This is a genomic window from Ktedonobacteraceae bacterium (assembly GCA_035653615.1).
Lineage (GTDB): Bacteria > Chloroflexota > Ktedonobacteria > Ktedonobacterales > Ktedonobacteraceae > DASRBN01.
On the sequence record DASRBN010000031.1, the window covers coordinates 39,967 to 58,951 of the forward strand.

The 18,985-nt window shown below is 52.8% G+C and carries 14 protein-coding genes; 8 read left to right on the forward strand and 6 right to left on the reverse strand.

Features of this window, described 5'->3' with window-relative positions:
- Window positions 1-112: 112 nt before the first annotated feature.
- On the forward strand, window positions 113-817 hold the full coding sequence (locus VFA09_16620) for a metal-dependent transcriptional regulator (GenBank protein HZU68901.1): 705 nt from the start codon (window positions 113-115) through the stop codon (window positions 815-817).
- A 137-nt stretch (window positions 818-954) separates the two neighbouring features.
- Window positions 955-1,818, forward strand: a complete 864-nt coding sequence (locus VFA09_16625; GenBank protein ID HZU68902.1) for an FTR1 family protein — start codon at window positions 955-957, stop codon at window positions 1,816-1,818.
- Window positions 1,819-1,861: 43 nt separating this feature from the next.
- Here the strand turns inward: VFA09_16625 and VFA09_16630 are convergent, their stop codons facing one another.
- Window positions 1,862-2,032: a hypothetical protein gene (locus VFA09_16630; protein ID HZU68903.1), complete on the reverse strand. Its 171-nt coding sequence runs from the start codon at window positions 2,030-2,032 to the stop codon at window positions 1,862-1,864.
- Window positions 2,033-2,326: 294 nt separating this feature from the next.
- Here VFA09_16630 and VFA09_16635 point away from each other — a divergent pair, with 294 nt between their 5' ends.
- The 6 genes from VFA09_16635 (at window position 2,327) to VFA09_16660 (ending at window position 12,883) form a co-directional block, all read left to right on the forward strand.
- Complete coding sequence (locus VFA09_16635) at window positions 2,327-3,700, forward strand: glutamate-1-semialdehyde 2,1-aminomutase (protein HZU68904.1); 1,374 nt, start codon at window positions 2,327-2,329, stop codon at window positions 3,698-3,700.
- A gap of 185 nt (window positions 3,701-3,885) precedes the next feature.
- Window positions 3,886-4,200, forward strand: a complete 315-nt coding sequence (locus VFA09_16640) for a DUF3307 domain-containing protein (protein HZU68905.1) — start codon at window positions 3,886-3,888, stop codon at window positions 4,198-4,200.
- Between the two features lie 258 nt (window positions 4,201-4,458).
- Complete coding sequence (locus VFA09_16645) at window positions 4,459-6,057, forward strand: serine/threonine-protein kinase (protein HZU68906.1); 1,599 nt, start codon at window positions 4,459-4,461, stop codon at window positions 6,055-6,057.
- Between the two features lie 14 nt (window positions 6,058-6,071).
- Window positions 6,072-8,099, forward strand: a complete 2,028-nt coding sequence (locus VFA09_16650; GenBank protein ID HZU68907.1) for a substrate-binding domain-containing protein — start codon at window positions 6,072-6,074, stop codon at window positions 8,097-8,099.
- Between the two features lie 194 nt (window positions 8,100-8,293).
- On the forward strand, window positions 8,294-11,002 hold the full coding sequence (locus VFA09_16655) for an ABC transporter substrate-binding protein (protein ID HZU68908.1): 2,709 nt from the start codon (window positions 8,294-8,296) through the stop codon (window positions 11,000-11,002).
- A 132-nt stretch (window positions 11,003-11,134) separates the two neighbouring features.
- Window positions 11,135-12,883 carry an AMP-binding protein gene (locus VFA09_16660; GenBank protein ID HZU68909.1) on the forward strand — a complete coding sequence of 583 codons (1,749 nt, stop codon included), beginning with the start codon at window positions 11,135-11,137 and terminating at the stop codon, window positions 12,881-12,883.
- Window positions 12,884-13,005: 122 nt separating this feature from the next.
- Here the strand turns inward: VFA09_16660 and VFA09_16665 are convergent, their stop codons facing one another.
- From VFA09_16665 to VFA09_16685, 5 genes are all read right to left on the reverse strand, one after another.
- On the reverse strand, window positions 13,006-14,253 hold the full coding sequence (locus tag VFA09_16665) for a glycosyltransferase family 9 protein (GenBank protein ID HZU68910.1): 1,248 nt from the start codon (window positions 14,251-14,253) through the stop codon (window positions 13,006-13,008).
- A gap of 246 nt (window positions 14,254-14,499) precedes the next feature.
- Window positions 14,500-16,377 (reverse strand): hypothetical protein, encoded by a 1,878-nt coding sequence (locus VFA09_16670; protein HZU68911.1) that lies wholly within the window; start codon window positions 16,375-16,377, stop codon window positions 14,500-14,502.
- A complete protein-coding gene (locus tag VFA09_16675) occupies window positions 16,374-17,153 on the reverse strand; it encodes an enoyl-CoA hydratase/isomerase family protein (protein ID HZU68912.1) in 780 nt (259 codons plus the stop codon). The genes VFA09_16670 and VFA09_16675 overlap by 4 nt, the downstream gene beginning before the upstream one ends.
- 23 nt (window positions 17,154-17,176) lie before the next feature.
- Window positions 17,177-18,514 (reverse strand): phenylacetate--CoA ligase, encoded by a 1,338-nt coding sequence (locus tag VFA09_16680; GenBank protein HZU68913.1) that lies wholly within the window; start codon window positions 18,512-18,514, stop codon window positions 17,177-17,179.
- Between the two features lie 107 nt (window positions 18,515-18,621).
- On the reverse strand, window positions 18,622-18,945 hold the full coding sequence (locus VFA09_16685) for a hypothetical protein (protein ID HZU68914.1): 324 nt from the start codon (window positions 18,943-18,945) through the stop codon (window positions 18,622-18,624).
- Between the last annotated feature and the right edge of the window lie 40 nt (window positions 18,946-18,985).

An 18,985-nucleotide genomic window follows, 5' to 3' on the forward strand; every position in this document is an offset into this window, starting at 1 on the left:
TGATGGATATCAATGCCATAAAAGCCCGTCGCGTTCCCTTGACGCTCCGCTGCAAAGGGTGCTAAAATCCTGGTTGCACAGTCGGAATTAGCGAATAGCAGGAGCGCAAGCAATGAAGACAGAAGAACCACTGAGCGCCACAGTCGAAGAATACCTGGAATCGATCTACAATATGAGCGTGGAGAATGAGGTAGTGATCGGCGCCCGCCTGGCAGAGAAATTCAAGGTCTCGGCTCCCACCGTCACTGAAATGCTCAAGCGCCTGGTGAGAGATGGATATATCGAGATGGATAATAAGCGCGTGGTCACGCTGACCGAGGCGGGCAACCAGGCTGCCGAAGCCGTACTGCGCCGCCACCGCCTGACCGAACGCTTCCTGGTCGATATGCTGGGCATGCAGTGGCACCAGGTGCATGAAGAGGCCTGTCGCCTGGAACACTTTATATCGGGCGCCGTCGAAGCGCGAGTCATCGCCAGTTTGCATAATCCAACCACCTGCCCGCATGGCAACCCTATTCCGGGGCAGGTAGCGGCGCGTACCTATCTCAAAGATCGTGGTGCCGTGCGTTTATCTACCATCAAAGCGGGCGAAAAGGCGACCATTCTCTGCATCTCAGAAGTCGTCGAGGATGAAGAGGCCCTGATTTTGTACTTGCATGAAAAGGGGTTGACGCCGGGAACGACATTGATCGTTCAATCCGAGGAGAGCGCGAGCGGCGAGAATGATAATGCGACAGAAACCTTTTTGTTGCAGGTGGATGGACGAGATGTTTGCATTAGTAAGGCCGTAGCCGCTAAAATCTGGGTGACGCGTTGATCAAATCTTGATGCTTTTGTGATTACTTCATCTTGACTTTTCATATTAGGCTATGCTAATATCTGAGTGACAAACTCGGAATTAAAATATGACGAGGGACATATCCACGGTGCCCCTGGAAGAAGTGAAGGTCGTTCATGATTGCAACGTTTGTACTTTTTTTGCGTGAAGGGCTAGAGGCTAGCCTGATTGTCAGTATTCTTTTCGCCGCTCTACGCCAGCTTGGTCAAACACAAAAAGCCCGTGCCGTGTGGATAGGTGTAGGGCTGGCAATCCTCGGTTCGCTCCTCGGTGGTCTTGCTCTTTACATAACTATCCGTAATTATGATGGATCGACATTCCAGGCCGTTTTCGAGACGATTACTTATCTCGTGGCCGTGGTGCTGTTGACCTCGATGACTTTCTGGATGCAAAAGCATAGCCGGTCGCTGAAACGCGAGATCACAGCGAAGGCGAGCGCGGCAGGTTCTGGCTTCGCGCTTGGCCTGCTAGCTTTTTCAACAGTCGGTCGAGAAGGACTTGAGACCGCGGTTTTCACGCTGGCATTCGCTTTTCAGACCAACGGACTGCTGCTCTTGATTGGGGCGCTGCTTGGTTTGTTGGCTTCCCTGGGTTTGAGTTTCCTCATCTATCGTCTGGGGTACCGGCTCGACTTTCGCATCTTCTTCCGCGTGATGGGCATTCTCCTGATCATCTTTGCCGCCGGGCTGCTTGGTGATGCCGTTCAGAATATGCAGGCGCTGGGCTGGATTCACATTGGGACGACTCCTATCTGGAACACGGCACGGCTGCTCAGCGAAGATAGCACCATTGGCGATATCCTGCACACGTTCCTTGGGTATGCGGAGTCGCCAACTGTTCTGCAAGGACTTTTGTACGCTGCCTATCTGCTTGTCGCTGGCAGCATCTTCTTCTGGCTGACGCGCAAGCCGAATATGGGAAAGCCGGCTTCTTCAAACACAAATGCCACAGTAACAGAACATGCTCGTGGGCGTGCTTAGTTCGATGGGCGTACAGGCGAGAGTGGTTCGGGGTAGCTGTTTTCTACCCCGGTTCATTCATAGAGCCGGAACGATCAATCAGAAAAGCATAATCGAATGGAATGCGAGATACCTGGCGAATGCGCGAGACTTCAGTCCATGATAGATTGCCATAATTCACGCGAATGCCCTCCAATTGCTCTGAAACTTGCAGCGCAATACGGATGAAAAGCAATCCCTACTCTTCACGGAAGTTATTCCCACATGTTGAAATCAATCCTCTATCGAATCCTTCTCGATGGAGATGTTCAATGAATAACCCTGCTGCTCATAGCTTTCATGCGAGTGAGACATGGCAAATTGCGAATTTCGTAGGAAAGATGGTAAAAATCGAAGGAAAGCGTAAAGATTATTGGCGAGAATTGCTAAATTCATCAGTTTCGGGGTACAATAGAGATAGGATAGCGCTGCCATTGTGAAAGCCATTCATAGTCCTTTTTGCTCTAGTTTTCTCCGGAAAGGAGTCTTTATGCTTCAACAACCTGTTACGATCGATCGGGAGTTGATTGAAGAGATTGTGGCGCGTGAGGAGGCGGAATTTCGCAGGCGCACTCCTCGCTCCCATGAGATTCATGAACGCGCGAAACATTCCTTGCCGATGGGCGTTTCCAGTTCGTTCCAGGCCGTTCCTCCCTATCCTTTATTTATCAGTCGCGCTGAGAGCAGCCATATCTGGGATCTGGATGGGAACGAATATGCCGATTTTCATCTTGGCTTTGGTAGCCTGCTCGTCGGCCATGCTCATCCTGTCCTGGTTGCGGCATTACGCGATCAGCTGGGAAAGGGCAGCCTCTATTCCTTGCCCTGTCCAGATACCGTGTACCTGGCTGAAGAGCTGGTGCGCCGTTTTGCGCCGATTGAACAGGTGCGATTCTGTAATTCCGGCACCGAGGCAACCATGGATGCTTTGCGGCTGGCCCGCGCCTTTGTTGGTAGAGATAAAATTGTGAAAATCGAAGGCTCCTACCACGGGCACCATGATACCGTGCTGATGAGTACCAAGCCCCCGGTTGAAGCTGCCGGCCCCGCCGAACATCCAAATACCGTTCCCGCATCCAAAGGTATTCCACGCGATCTAAAGAACAACACCATCATCGCCCCATACAATGATGCGGAGGCCCTTGACCGCATTCTGACCGAACACGAGGGTGAGGTCGCGGCGGTGATTACCGAGGCGGTTCTGATGAATGTTGGCATTATGTTGCCGGAGGATGGCTACCTGCAGAACCTGCGCGATATCACGCGCCGGCACGGTGTGCTGCTGATTTTTGACGAGGTGAAAACGGGCGTAACGGTTGCTCCTGGCGGCATCACGGAGATTTATCCGGTTGAACCGGACCTGATTTGCCTTGCCAAATCAATTGGTGGTGGTATGCCGGTAGGCGCTTTCGGTGGCCGGGAAGAGATTATGCGTCACATCAACCACGAGGAGGTCATTCATCTTGGCACGTTCAATGGCAATCCCATGTCGATGCGTGCCGGCCTGGTGACGCTCACTCAGATCTTCACGCCGGAAGCACATGCGCACGCCAATGGTCTCTCAAAGCAACTGGCGGACTCCTACATTGGAATTATTGAAGAGTTTGATATGCCGATGCATGTTGCTCAGATCGGCGCGAAGGGCTGCGCCATGTTCCGTTACGAGCGCGCCCGCAACTACCGCGCGTGGTGGGAGATCGACATGCGTCTCTCCTACGCCTACTGGCTCTTCCTCGCCAATCGCGGCATCCTTTTCCCGCCGGGATTTGACGACCAGTGGACGGTCTCCATCCAGCACACACAGGATGATATTGACCATCATGCCCATGTTTTCCAACAGTTCGTTACGGAATTGAGGAGATAAAGGGTAACTGCTGTAGGGATAGCGCCTGCTGCCTGTCTCTTGAGGAATCCAGGACAGGCAGCAGGCGCTATCCCTACAGCAGTTGAACTGTGTCCTACCTCACATCTGGAAGGCGACCTACTTCATTGTTACTTCCAATAGTCAGGGCTATACTTGCAAAAAGCGCTGTTACAGGGAGAAATACAATGTTGTGGACCATAAACATTTCTACCTTACTCATCTGGTTAGCCTGCCACTTTGTGGGGGATTTTGCTTTTCAGAGTACCTGGATGAGCCTGGAGAAAGGTAAAAGTTGGGAGGTCAACTTCTATCATTGCGCGACATACACGGCGGTATTTGTCCTCTTTGCCCATCCATCGCCTCTCGCCACAGCTATTTTATTCGGGACACACTTTGTCATCGATCCTTTGAAGGCCCGGTATAAGCTGATTGGCCCGATCTGGGTCGATCAACTGCTCCATATCATCACTATCGTCCTCATTCTGTTCTTCAAGTTCTGATCGTTCAGGGTACGTCCCCTGGTTCCCCGGCATAGTACTTTTAGACGCTTTCTAGCTTGCTTAATCCTCTAAATGCGCACGGTCTCCCAAAATATTATGACGCCCCGTTTAGTTCGATATATTGCTGATTTAAAGATATCATAGGGGAGTAATTGCATCGTGTCCTGGCGACTCTTCTTTCGCGAGGCATCTGCCCTCTCAATCTGGACACGCCATGTGAACCCCCTACCATCCAGGTAAATTCATGCGGGGTGTCCAATGTCGAATCTTGAAGGCGCAATGCTGAGTGATTACCTCTTGCTAGAGTGCATAAGCAGAGGAGGCGTGGCCGATGTGTATCGTGCCCGCCAGACGGGAGAAGGGAATTATGAGGTAGCCGTGAAGATTTTCCGCCCCGGTTATGCTCAGCTCGCTTCCTTTCGTGACTATTTTATGGCGGAGGCGGAAAAGGTTGGCCAGTTTGACCACCCGAATATTCTGCCGTTTCTCGAATTTGGCGAAGGTGACGGATTACTCTACTGTATCACTCCATTTGTGGCCGGTGGAACGCTTGAAGATTTGCTGAGACGTGTTGGCGGAAAATTTTCTGCTATCCAGGCATTGCCGATCATGCACCAATTGTGCGGCGCGGTCCAGTATGCCCATGATCGTGATGTAATTCATGGCAACATCAAACCCTCGAATGTTTTTGTGGCAACGGATGGCCGTATGTTGCTCTCCGATTTTGGCATTGCGCGTGGCTACGACGATAGCCAGCAGTCGCTTACGCGTGTCGGTTGGGGTTCGGCGGAATATGCTGCCCCAGAGCAATCACTTGGCGTGACGAGGGCGTCGAGTGATATCTATGCCCTGGGTGTATTGCTGTTTCGTATTCTGACGGGCCATCCTCCTTTTACCGGCCAATCTCCTATCGAGGTGCTACTCAAGCATGTGCGACAGCAGCCTCCGTCCGCGCGCAGCTTTGATCCGAACATTTCGGATGCCGTAGATGGCGTTGTGCATATGGCTATGCAGAAACGTTCAGGTGATCGCTTCGCCTCCGCACAAGAATTCAGTCATGCGCTGCAGGCAGCCGTCACCGTAGCGCCCATCGCCTCACCGGTCGCCAGGTCTATTTCTTTGACAACACGCCAGCTGGCGCCCATTTCGCCTCATCCTTTCGATGACCCGCATACTCCGCTGCCCCCAACTGTAGCTTTCACACCGCCTCCTGTCAATCCCCCTCCTGCGGCAGAACTGTTCGCTTCCAACGTGCCCGTGCAACAGTCCTCCAGCCCGTTAACTAGACCTGCTGAAGTTACCGACGTCACCGAGATACGCAGGAAGAGCTTCCTGGAAGAAAATGAGGACGCCGGGGATAGCATCTTCTGGTCCGCGAACCCACTTGAATGGTCGCCCATCGGCAACCGGCCGGAGGGTTCAGCTCCATTGACCGCATCGGAATACCTTGATAGCAAAGCAGTAGTGCCGGAAGACGAGACACAAAAGATTTTGCGTGAGGACGAGCGGCCACAGAAAGGGGAAGAAGTCTTGCCGGCAAATGTACAAGCCCAGGAAGTTATCGTTCCTGCTCCTGAAAAAGAACCAGGCAAGGGGAAAAATCGTAATAAAATCCTGCCCATACTCGTTGTTATCTTGCTTTTGATCGGTCTGCTAGGAGCGCTGCTTTCTAGCTTTCTTTTCCCTGGACCATCCGGCAGTCATTCTGGCAGCGCTCAGCCGACATTGCCGGCAAGTATCAGCTTCCTTTCAACCACGCCAGGTCTGGCCGATCTGTCAAATAATGGCGTAGTTCCCTTTAAAGAGAATATGGCACAGGTGGCGCTGGAGAGTCATATACGCGGTCCCAAAGTGTAGGAGGAGAGACATCTATGGCAGAGCTTGCCGGGGTGATGGTGGGAAATTATTTTTTACTGGAACGCCTGGATAGTGAGGGGATGGTTGAAACATATCGCGCTCGTCCAACGACACAGGGAGGCTTTGATGTCATATTGCGCCTTTTTCGACCCCAGTTTCCAGACCCAACGGGATTCCAGGAGCATTTTGCGGCGGAGGTGGAAAAGGTCTGGCGTTGCCACCATGAACATATCCAGCCCTTGCTCGAATTTGGAGCCGGTGAGGGTCTGCTCTACTGTGTGACGCGCCTGATAGAGGCCGAGACGCTAGAGCAATTTCTGCAGCGTATGGAGGGACAGGCAGCGTCCATGTCCGCCGTTGTGGGTCTGATGGATCAGTTGTGCGATGCCCTGCACTATGCCCACGAACGCGGTATCGTGCATGGGAATCTACAGCCCTCAAGCATTCTATTACAAGATGGCGGACGCCTGTTGCTTACCAATTTCAGCATGAAGCGCATCTACCAGGAGGGTGAGCCGCTAATGGCTCAGATCGAAGAGGGTAATGCAGCCTATGTTGCGCCGGAACAGGTCGTTGGTATGATAACGCCCGCCAGCGATATTTACGCCGCGGGCGTACTGCTCTTTCGCCTGCTAACGGGGCGTCTTCCGTACGAGGGTGAAAGCGCTGGCGAGATTGCCCTCAAACATACAAATGAACCTATTCCATCACTGCGCGAGCTGCGCCCGGACCTATCGGAAGCCGTGGAACTCGTCGTGCGTGTGGCGCTGGCGAAGACGCCGCAGGGTCGTTTCCCCGATGCTACAGCCCTCGCGCAGGCCCTGCATGCCGCGGTTTCGTCCAATAATCCGCCGGTTATCGCTGTTCAACCCGAACGCCGCATATTCGTTCGTTCTCGCCGCACTCCTTTTACCTGGAAACGGGCGCTTACCCTGCTGGCTATTGTGCTGGTCTTGTTCGGATTATCCGGCACGCTCCTCTTTTTCTCAGCACTGCCGCTACATCTCCAGGATATCCCCGGCCTGGTATTTCACAACCTTGGACAGTCCGGCGTGGGATCAATAAAGGCGAACAGTACCGCGCCCCCTGTCAGCGCTACCTCATCGCCCGGTGGGTTTCCTATGCCGACCTCAGTTACCGGCGGAGTACCCCCGGTTCAATCGACAGTTCCTCCCGGCAAGATTGCGCAGACCCCATCCGCCGGTGGTACGCCCGTCCCTGATCCAGGCATTACTCCATCTCCTACGCCTCCTCCTGTATGCATAGGTGGAACGCTTGCTATTGATGGGCCGGCCAATCTGGTGCCGTTGCTGCAACAGGTAAACAGCGACTATACCAATGTTTGCCCGCAATTGGCTGTCTCGCTCAAGACAAATACTGATCGAACCTCGCTCAATCTCCTACAAAATGGTCAGATCGATGTTGCCACCACAGATTTGACCGCGAGTTCTTCCTGGAACGTGAGTGATCACGCTGTCGCAGCCATACTTTATACGTTGATTGCCAGTCCTGATGTGCAGATCAGTGGCTTAACCGTGGCGCAGGTACAGGGTATCTACGCGGGAAAGATCACAAATTGGGCGCAGGTTGGGGGACCCGATGAAGCGATTACCGTAATCTTGCGGCCAACCAACGATGGCATTACCCCAATTTTCCGCACATTTGTCTTGAATGGAGCGCCTCAACGAGTCAAAGGGATGCGCTTGAAACCCGATTCGCCGGGACTGGCAGTTCAGGCCGTATCAGCTACGCCAGGCGCGATCAGCTATGTGCCTTTAGGAGCGATCCAGGGAGCAAATGTACAGGTACTCTCCATCAATGGCATATATCCTGACGCTCAAACGCTTGAGAATGGTAGCTACTCGTTCTGGAGCGTCGAACATTGCTATACTTCGGGTAGTGGTTCGTTACAATTCCAGGAGTATTTACAATTTTTCGAGAGCGGTCAAGAAGAAAACGTGTTGTCACAATTCGGAGCCATCCCGATCAACCTGATTGACCCAAATATTGTGGCGACGCACCTGCCCGGCCCGCAAATATAATAGGGCAATTCACCATACACAAAGTGATATGTGATGATATCTTTTGAAATATAAAGATACAAATTTTTTTACCCCTTCTTTCCTATTTTCTTTGACAATGGGCGATTCTTAGGGCACTCTTAGAAGAGAATTGTCAAGCAGCCTGATTGATCGAATATGCCACCCCCTGTATGGTAGGAAGTGAAGGTGACAGTATGCGATGCCCTCGTTGTAACTTTGCGGGAGAGCCATTACATGGTGGTTGTACTCGCTGCGGCTACCGGTTCACAAAACCATACTCTCTTTCTGTTGTGGATAGAAGTCAGTATGCAACAATACCCCTGGCCCGGTCTTCCGGCGCGCTCGTCGCGGAGAGGCTCAATCGGGGCGATGTTTTGCGCCAGGGGCGTTATCGTTTGATAGAGCAACTTGTCCTGCCTGAGAATCAGCAGGATCAGGGGACGGCCTGGCTTGCGAATGATGTGCAGGCAACGCCTGGGCATGTGATTATTCGCCAGGTAGCACCGCTTAATGGAAGCGTGGGACATAAGATGCATGTAGTGCGCTCGATTGCGCTACGGTTCTCGGAGCTTTCTCAGCATCCCGGCTTCCCGAAGGTCCTGGATGTATTCAGTGAGAAGGACGATTTCTTTATCGTTCTGGAACATGAAGACGGCGAGACGCTGGCAAGGGTACTCAACCGGCAGGGAGGAGCCTTACCTGAGCGAATCGTGGCAGAATATGGGCGGCAACTGTGTGAAATGCTTACGGTGATGGCGCGGCACCAGCCCCCACTGGTACATGGCGCTATCAGTCCCGATACGATTGTAGTAAGTCCTGATAAGAGCCGTGTTTCGCTGATGCATATGCCCTTGTTTCCTCCACAGGAACCACCGCATAGTAAGGTATTATCGGGTTATCGTGCGCCTGAGCAAGTGCGAGGCAACATTGAGCCTTCGTCCGATCTGTATTCGCTGGCAGCAACGTTACATCACGCGGTAACCGGCTATGACCCGGGTGAGCGGATGGCTTTCTTCCATCCCCCGGCGCGTCGCCTGAATCCCACCGTCTCGCCGCGCATGGAAACGATTCTTGCCCAGGAATTGCGCCTTTCTCCTCAACAACGATACGCGCGTCCTTTTGATATGCAGAAAGACCTGGCTGCGTTGCTGTCTTCATATGGACCCGACAGTGACGCGCTTCCGGCAGTTACCCCTCAGGTGCTGCGCCTGGAGTCCCTGCGGTTGCGGCAGCGCAGTAAAAATCGCAGTCTGATGGAAATGGGCATTCTTGCGGGCGTGGTTCTGCTTCTCCTTTTAGGTTTCCTGCTCATCTACTTGCGCCCATTTGCCGCATATTATGCCGCCGAGGGTGCTTCTACACGAAATGCGACAGCGACTGCCGTTGTCCAACAAAAAGCTCTGCAAACGGAGCTGGCCCTGGAACAAAACCTCTTTCAACAAAAACATATTGGCATCAGCGATGGACGGTTTGTTTTCGATACGTTCCACGGCCGTTCAGATGTCAGCGACAAGGAACAGGCCGCGACTGCTATCTTGCAGGGCAATTGGAGCGCCGCCGTCAATGCTTTCACCAAAGCGACGACAGAAGACCCGGTTGACGGAGAGGCGCTCATCTACAATGAAGACCTGCATATCTTGCTGAATAATGCCCCGTATGTCACGATTGTCCTGGGACTTCCTATCGATAACAGCGATGCAGACATCAATATTGGCCGTAGTGATATGCAATCGACGTACCTGGCGCAGCACAGGATTAATACCGGCAACCTGCTACCAGGCGGATTGAAGCTGCGCATTTTGATCGATAATTCAGGATCGAACGATAGCGATGTGGGTGCGGTGGCGCAGTTCGTTGCGAATCGCGTCAACAATCTCGGGAACCAGGATCATATTATTGCTGTGATTGGTTGGCCCTACAGTTCTCAAACTATCAACGCTGAAAGTATCATTGCCTCGGTGCATATTCCTCTCATTTCACAGACGGCATCGAGCGTGAAATTGAGCGGCAGCAGTCCCTATTTCTTCCGCGTCAATCCGCCGGACGATCAACAGGGAAAAGCGTTAGGAGCCTATGCGGTCAACCAGCTAAGGGCAAAGAGGATTCTGGTACTGCAAGATCAATCCGATCCATATAGTGTTTCGCTGGCCAATGCATTTACTTCCAGCGTGCAGTCTTTGCATGCGACTGCTATCAATAACCCCAACGACTTCTTTACTGAAACAACTACAACAGTGCGCCAGTATCAGCAAATCGTATTCGATGCCGCCAGACAAAGGGCGAATCTCATCCTTATAGCGGGACTCGATGTTGATGCAGTACGCCTGGCACATGCATTGGGCAATGCTTCCCGCTTGAATCCTGGCAGTACCTACCTTGCCGATTTAAAAATACTGGGTGGAGACGCCATAGATACAGGCTTGCTGCTAGGACAGGGCAACGGTCCTGATGCGGCTCTGGCACGCGGGTTCCCACAAGATATGCAGCGACTTATCTTTACCGCTTTTGGCCATCCAGCAGAATGGAGTTTCCTCAAGGTCCCGAAGGGCCAACAGCCCCCATTTTTCACCGACTGGTCTGCTACATACCAGAGTTCCAGCGTGGAAAACATCAATGCTCCTGCCCCTGGTAATGATGCTATTCTCACGTATGATGCCCTCGGAGTTGTTCTCGATGCCGCTTCACTGGTCAAGGGAGCGCTGACGGGCCAGGCGATTCGAGATGCGCTGGCTTCGCTTGGGCAGGGGACTACTCCCGCGTATCAGGGCATCAGCGGGCGTATTCTCTTCGATAACCAGGGCAATCCAATTGATAAGGCGGTGGTCGTGCTACAGGTGAAAGGCGGAAGTAAGGGAAATCAGATCGTTCTCTTGAAGGTTGCGGGGACGTTTTTTGCGAAATAACGTCCTGTTTTGCTGAGAAATGCCTCACAGCCTGATTTTGAGCGTTCAAAGATTGACAAACGTCGAACCTCTTTGTATAGTAAAATTTAGCGAACAGTCAATCTTTCTCGCTTGAGTCAAAGGAGAATCCACATGGTTGATACCCGCATGGACGCGCCTGGCGAAGCCGTCGAGCAGGCGCCTCGATTACTCAGCTACACAAGTGGTACCAGTACAATTCCGCTCCTGGGGCTGACCATCGGCGACCAGTTCGATCTGACGGTCAGTCGTTACCCCGACAATCCGGCACTTATTTCACGTCACCAGCACATTCATTGGACGTATCGCGAGCTTCAGGCCCAGGTCGATCAGTGCGCGCGAGGCCTGCTGCACCTGGGTTTCCAGAAGGGCGAGCGAGTGGGCATCTGGGCGCCCAACTGCGCCGAGTGGGCCATCACGCAGTTCGCCACCAGCAAGCTCGGCATTATCCTGGTCAATATCAATCCGGCATACAGGCTGCACGAGTTGGAATACGTCCTCAATCAGTCGGGCTGCAGTGGGATTGTCATTGCCTCGGCTTTCAAGACATCAAATTATACCGAGATGCTTCAGACCCTGGCGCCAGAACTCGCGCAGTGCGAAGTTGGCCGGCTGCAAGCGGAGAAGCTCCCCAGCCTCAGAACGGTCATTCGTATTGGCGAGGATCGCATTCCCGGTATGCTGCCCTGGAAAGAACTGCTGGCCATGGGTGACAACGTCAGCCAGGAAACGCTCAAGCAGGTGCAGCAAGATCAGGAATTTGACGACCCGATCAACATCCAGTATACCAGCGGGACGACCGGCTTCCCCAAGGGGGCGACGCTCAGCCATCACAACATTCTCAACAATGGCTATTTTGTTGCTGAATTGCAAAATATCACGCCGCAGGATAAAATGTGCATCCCCGTGCCGCTGTATCACTGCTTCGGCATGGTCATGGGCAATCTGGGCTGTGTAACCCACGGTGCGGCGATGGTCTATCCTGCCGAGAGCTTTGACCCGCTGGCTACAATGGAGGCCGTGCAGGAGGAACGCTGCACTTCCCTCTACGGCGTGCCAACCATGTTCATTGCTGAGCTCAATCATCCTGAGTTCAAGCGCTTCGACTTCAGCAGCCTGCGCACCGGTGTGATGGCCGGTTCACCCTGCCCGGTCGAGGTGATGAAGCGCGTCAACACCGAGATGCACATGCCGGAGGTCGAGATTTGTTATGGCATGACCGAGACGAGTCCCGTATCCACGCAAACAAGGGTTGATTCGCCTTTCGACAAACGGGTCGGCACGGTCGGTCAGATTGGCCCTCACCTGGAGATCAAGATTGTTGATCCTCAGACAGGCAAGGTCGTGCCGATTGGCCAGCCGGGAGAACTCTGCACGCGCGGCTACAGTGTAATGCTGGGCTACTGGAACAATCCCGAGGCTACGGCCAACGCCATCGACGCTGCCCGCTGGATGCATACCGGCGACCTCGCGACAATGGACGAGGAAGGCTATATCAATATCGTTGGACGTATCAAGGACATGATTATTCGTGGCGGCGAGAACGTCTATCCACGCGAGGTCGAAGAGTTCCTCTATACCCATCCGAAGATTCGTGATGTGCAGGTCGTCGGAGTTCCCGACGTGAAATACGGCGAAGCGGTCATGGCCTTCGTGCAACTTCATCCAGGCGAATCGGCCACCGAAGAAGAGATTCGCGCCTTCTGCCAGGGCAAGATCGCTCACTACAAGATCCCGCGCTACGTCAAATTCGTCGATAGCTTCCCCATGACTGTGACAGGCAAGATTCAGAAATTCAAGATGCGCGAGAGTGCCATCGAAGAACTGGGCTTGCAAGATGCCGCGTCTATAAAGACAGCATAGTAATTTGTATGAGCAGCGAATAAACAGAGAACCTCTACCAGACCACCCGGTCTGATAGAGGTTCTCTTACTTATCCCCATATCCATACGGGAATGTCTACCAGGTAGATGCTTCTCACATAGCTAAAGGCTCACCCGGCGGGCGGTATTAAATAAGCCGCCCGTCATCACCTGTCTGACGGCCTGGCGAGAGGTCGTATTGCCTATGCCCGGGCTTATAATAGCGTCCGTCAACTGCTGTGGATCGATATGATCGAACAGGTCCCTGCCCTTTGGATTGAACAGATCTTTGGCCACACCGGGTGTAAATCTGGCCTGCTCTTTGCGTCCCCGGCCTAGAATAATGGTGCGCTCACAATAACCATGCAGGCCGGGATGAGTTCCACCAAATAATGCGATGATTTTAACCGTATTTCTGGGAGACAATTCCTGACTTGCCGGTTGCGCGATCTTCTTTGTGGCCGCCGCGAGATGCATAACGCTGGTATCCCCAGTGACGAAAATATCGCATTGATCTATCAGCGCCGCCAGCTCGAGCAATTTATGTTTTGGTTGCGCGGGCATCGCGAAGACACGACCCGGAAATGAGGGCGCAAGCGCATTTAATAAGCGTTCTGATGCCTGTTCGTCCGTATAACCTGGTAATATGCTCACGACAAGATTCTGGTCCATCTTGAGTGCAGCTGCGATACCATCGGCCAGCAGGTGGGTTGGTGGCCGGGTGATTACGGATGATGTGTCCGGCGCGACCAGTAGCAGCTTACTCTGCTCAGGCGGAACAGTAGCGCGTTCTTTCATATAGCCAGCCTCTTGTCTGGCCTGTTGTACATGTTCGGGGCAGATGTAGAGGGGGATGGTTTCACCGGCCGATGGTTCAGGCTCTTTCACCCCAAAAAACTTATTGATGCTCAGACGAATTATTTTTTGGATTGGCATATCGTCATACTTGCGCAGCGTTGAAATGAGTTGCACTACCTGCTTAAGGTTGAGAAACAGGACCGGGGTATGTAATCGGTAAAAAAAGACGGGCGCGAACATGAATGTCAGTACGGCGGCATAGTTCTGGCTGCGCAGGTACTCGACTAATTTTCTCGTCTCGGGGGGCAGGAAAAGGCCGCGTTTCCACGTGCCAGGCTCGTTAGTTGGGAATAGTTTTTTATCGACCTGTATAAGGTGGTGAATTCGAGGGTCTTCTTGCAGTATTTCGACCTGCGTCTGGTTACAAAGAACATCGATTTCGACGTTTCCGGCAGGATCATTGCGTCGAATCTGATCGACGGCGCTCAATCCGACAACAATAGCATCGCCGATGCCCCATGGCATCGTAACTAACAATCGGGTTCCATCAATTTCGTTGTGTAAGTGCTTCATATGAATGTATCCTATGGTTCTCCCTCTATTGAGTAATTTCGGGGAGCCCTCTTTATGAATGAATGCGAAGATCAGGCTCCTATGTTCACCCGAAACATGTGGGTTATTCGCCAGGCAGCATTGCTTAAACTGCGAGTGGCGGGGAGGAATCCATGTTCCTACTTTCAAGTACGTACCGAGAAAGGAAAAGAATACTCAGCTGCATGTTATTGCATTGACAGAAATGGATTGAAGCAGCTACCGCTATTATATCCGATTTTTATCTTCTTTGCCCATCACGTCTTCTACCGGCAGTCCCTCCAACTGCATAATTTTCAAAGCATTCGTCGTCGGACTGGGGCCTGGTCGCAGCAGGTAGTCGAACACCATGCGCCCATCGATGATATCTTCTTTGAAATGGTAGTTTTTCAGTTGGGGGAGTTTATCGGCCAGTTTAACCAGGTCCAGATCGTGCGTCGTAATGATGCCCAGGCAATTTCGTCCGGCAAGCGCCGAAATGTAGGCTTCGCTACCAAGGCGCCGCTCGCGATTGTTCGTGCCCTTAAAAATTTCATCGATGAGGAAGAACAGCGGCAATGGGTTGGACGCATCGACTGCCGAGAGCAATGCTTTAAGACGCCTGACCTCGGCATAAAAATAAGAATAGTTCTCGGTGACGGAATCGCTGATTTTGATGCAGGTAAACAGGCGAAAAAGCGACGTGGAGAAACTGCTCGCGTTGACCGGGCCACCGGCAAAAGCCAGGCATAAATTAATGCCCACCGTTCGCAAAAACGTACTCTTGCCAGACATATTCGAACCGGTGATGAGATCAATTTCGCCCAACCTGGAGATGCTAAAATCGTTTGTGACTTTCTTATCTTCTGGTATAAGCGGATGCCCCAGGGCAGTGGTCGAAAAAAGCTGGCATTGATGCGCATGTTCAGCCACAAGTATCTGAGGGAGAACATAATTGGGGTTCAGGTAGGCGAAATTTGCCAGCGAATTGAGCGCTTCAAGCTCGAACCAGACATCCAGCCAGACAGGCAAATGAGAAGCAACCTGTGATTTGTATTGATTAAAGCGGTGCGCGAAGTAAAAATCCCAGGGTACCAGCACGTTCAGCACAATCCAGAGCAGCATGTTTTTTTGTAGCGTCGCGGCGGTTGCGACACGCGCGATTTTTTTCAGCAGGACTGTTGGGCGCTGCTTCCCGCTGACAAAGAACGGTTTGCATAATGCTTGCAGGTTCGTGTGTTCGCCGTAGCGGTAGGTCTCCAGGTAGGCGAAAATGCCTCCAAGCTGGTCGAAGGAATCCCGCAAAAAATAGGCATCCTCGAACAGATCTCCGCGCTTATCTTTTGTGACGAAGAGGAAGATGATGGAGATCAGCAGCGTAATTATCCAATATCCCGCGATGAGGCCAAACATATTCAAAATAAAAAGCAGGATGGTGAGGATCGACAATCCTAGCGATACGAATAATAATGGGAGTAATGACTGGCTCGCAGTATGTGTGTCAAGCCAGTTCAGCAGTTTTTTCCCCTCCCACTGTTCGGTCACATTTTTAGAGGCAAGCATCGATTTCATTAGCAGTTTTTTGCGAAAGATGGTCATAGGAGCCAGTTCCTGGATCAATTGCTGCCTTTTACGAATCGTTTCTATGTCTGGGATAGGGTTGAGCAGCCAATCACGCAGTCTCTCGCCTCCTTCATAAGACGTAGCTGTGTTCACCAGCCGCAATAGCGAGTGCTTGCCGGTGATATCCAGATCGACCTCGAAAGGATGCTCAGGCGCCAGATCAGATAGAGGAGCGATTGGAATACTGCCCCATTCGAGTTTTATGCGGGCTATCTGGGCAAAATGTATCTGCAGCCAGATTTTGTGACGGGTAATACTCCTGTCAATCTGGCGCTGGTAAGTGGCGGCGATAGCAAATAGGACTACGGTGATGATGGCGCTAATGAGAGCAAGCCACCATCCGATCAGAAACCAGGCGAGCGCGCTGAACAGCACGCCTGCGAAGAAGATGCCTACCCGCACCCATGAGTAAAAATTGCTACGATGATCTAATCTATCCAGGGCTTTTTGCAAGCGCCTGGACGAATATTCGAGAGCGTTTAATCTTGCCTGTTTGTTATTCAACTCGTCTTCTTCCGTTGTGCCAGCGTCTCACGGTAAGCCGCCATAACCTCCTTATGTTCGGGTGAGCGCAGGCAATCCTCCTGGGCTGCGATGAATTTAGTCATGAGCGTTGTTTCATCGAAGTCGAATGCCTCGTTAATCTGCCGCTTGGTATGTTTCAAGGCGGTAAAGGGGATAGCCAGCAACTCCTGAGCCATTGCCAGCGCCTGCTCCTCAAGTTTGTCGGGCGTAACTACCTCGTCAATCAGGCCCAGCGCCAGTCCCTCTTCGGGAGTAAAGCGGTGCCCCAGCAGGCACAATCGTTTGGCAGGGCCCGCGCCGATCAGACGAGCAAGACGCATCGGGCCAAGCGCAGCAACTACACCCTCTCGCACAGCGGGAATGCTGAGTACCGCATTGGTGGCCGAGATGCGCAGGTCGCATGCCAGCGCAACCTGCAAGCCTCCACCGAGGCAGTAACCATGAATGGCGCATATGGTGATGGCGTCGAGCCGTGCCAGCGCGGTCACGCCGTGTTCCCACGTAGCGAACCACTCAGGAGTAAGATTGCCCCTGGCCAGTTCTTTCGTGTCAAGGCCGCTGCAAAACGCGCGCCCTTCTCCGCTGACAATGACCACCCGCGTTTCAGCGCTTTTGGCGAGATAGTCGGTCGCCGTCACCAGGTCCTGTACCCAGGCCCAGTTAGCCGCGTTAAGGGCCGCGGGACGATTGATGCGCAGCCGGGCCAGATGTCCATCTATCTCGCAACGCCATGTTTCAAGTTCTAACGTTTCCATTGCTGGCTCTACTCCTTGCGCGATTAAAGCTTGCGTTGGTCGACTACACGCCGCAGCTTTCCGCCCTCGCTCCTGGGTATTGTATTTGGCGGTTCCAGTATGACCCTCATATTCAGGCCCAGCGTGCCGCGGATTTGCTGTTGTATCCTGTGGCGCAGGCTTTGAATGCGGGCATCGATTTCCATTACATCGTCAGCCAGGGCTTCCTGGGCGACTTCGCGAAATACGCTTTCGGCCACCTCCACTTTGACTTCGACCTCATCCAGGGTGCCCTCCCGTTTTACAATCAGCTGGTAGTGAGGCACGACTTCAGGGATGCCTTTGAGCACCTCTTCGACCTGGGTGGGATAGAGGTTGACGCCGCGGATGATGAGCATATCGTCGGTACGACCGCGGATCGGCCCCATGCGGACGTGCGTTCTCCCACATTCGCAGGGCTCGTGTGTCAGGTAAGTGATATCGCTCGTCCAGTAGCGCAGCAGGGGCATGGCTTCACGTGTCAGGTGAGTGAGGATGAGTACGCCTTCTTTGCCATCTGGAAGCGGTTCGCCTGTATCGGGGTCTACGACCTCTGGATAGAAATGGTCTTCCCAGATATGGCTGCCGGCGCGAGCCTCGATACATTCCTGCGATACTCCTGGCCCTAGAATCTCGCTAAGGCCATAGAGATTTGTCGAGCGAATACCAAGGCTGGCATCGATATCGGCACGGATGGTTTCCGTCCATGGCTCCGCGCCGAGCAGTCCATACTTGAGGCTGATTTCATCCGGGGCAACACCAAGTTGCTTGAATGCTTCACCCAATGTTTGCGCGTATGAGGGGGTGCAACAAATAATTTCCGGCTTGAAATCGAGGATCAATGTCACCTGGCGTTGGGTCATGCCACCTGAGACGGGAACTACAGCCAATCCCAGTTTTTCTCCACCATAATGGGTGCCAAGCCCGCCGGTAAAGAGTCCGTAGCCATAGGCGTTGTGCAGCAACATGCCGGGGCTCGCCCCGGCGGCGACAAATGAGCGTGCCATCACTTCGGAGAACACCTCGATATCATTCCTGGTATAGCACACCACGGTTGCTTTCCCGGTGGTGCCGCTGCTGGCATGAATCCGTATGATCTGCTCGCGCGGCACTGCCAGGAGACCGAAGGGATAGTGATCTTTCAAATCCTGCTTGCGCGTAAAAGGCAGCCTGGGCAAGTCATCGACCGAGCGAATATCGCCCGGCTGGATGCCGGAATTGTTGAACATTTCCCGGTAGAAAGGCATGCGTTCATTGACATAACGAATCATCTGGCGCAGCCGCTCGTCCTGCAACTGCCGGAGCTTCTCGCGAGGCCAGGTTTCAACCTGATTGTACACCATCTCTGGCACCCTCCCTCATGCAGTGAAGCCACAAACGAACGATAGGGTCAGGAGTGGCCTGTTTTGTTCATTGTAACTATGAGATGGGATAGGCGTCAAGTATATGGTCAGCCTTTTTTATCCTCGTCCTCCTCAGCTTCCTCTCCATGTTTCACGATATCACCCTCTTTAAAGAGAATATCCTGCAAGGCCACTCTCCACTTCGGCTTTTGCCGGAGCAAAAACTCCAGATCCATACCGAAATGCTTAAATTCCTCCTGCTGGGAGTTCTCCATAATGGCTCGCGCCTGGGCATCTTTTTCCAGGGAAATACGCTGCTCATACCAGTTGATTGCTTCGGCCTCTTCAGTGAGTGAGACGATCATGCGCGCAAAGGTGCGGACTTCTTGCGAGAGTTCATTGGCTGGTTCGTGGTACTGTTCAAATCCCATGTTGTGTCATCCTTTCCAAAAATACATAAATATGCGGGCT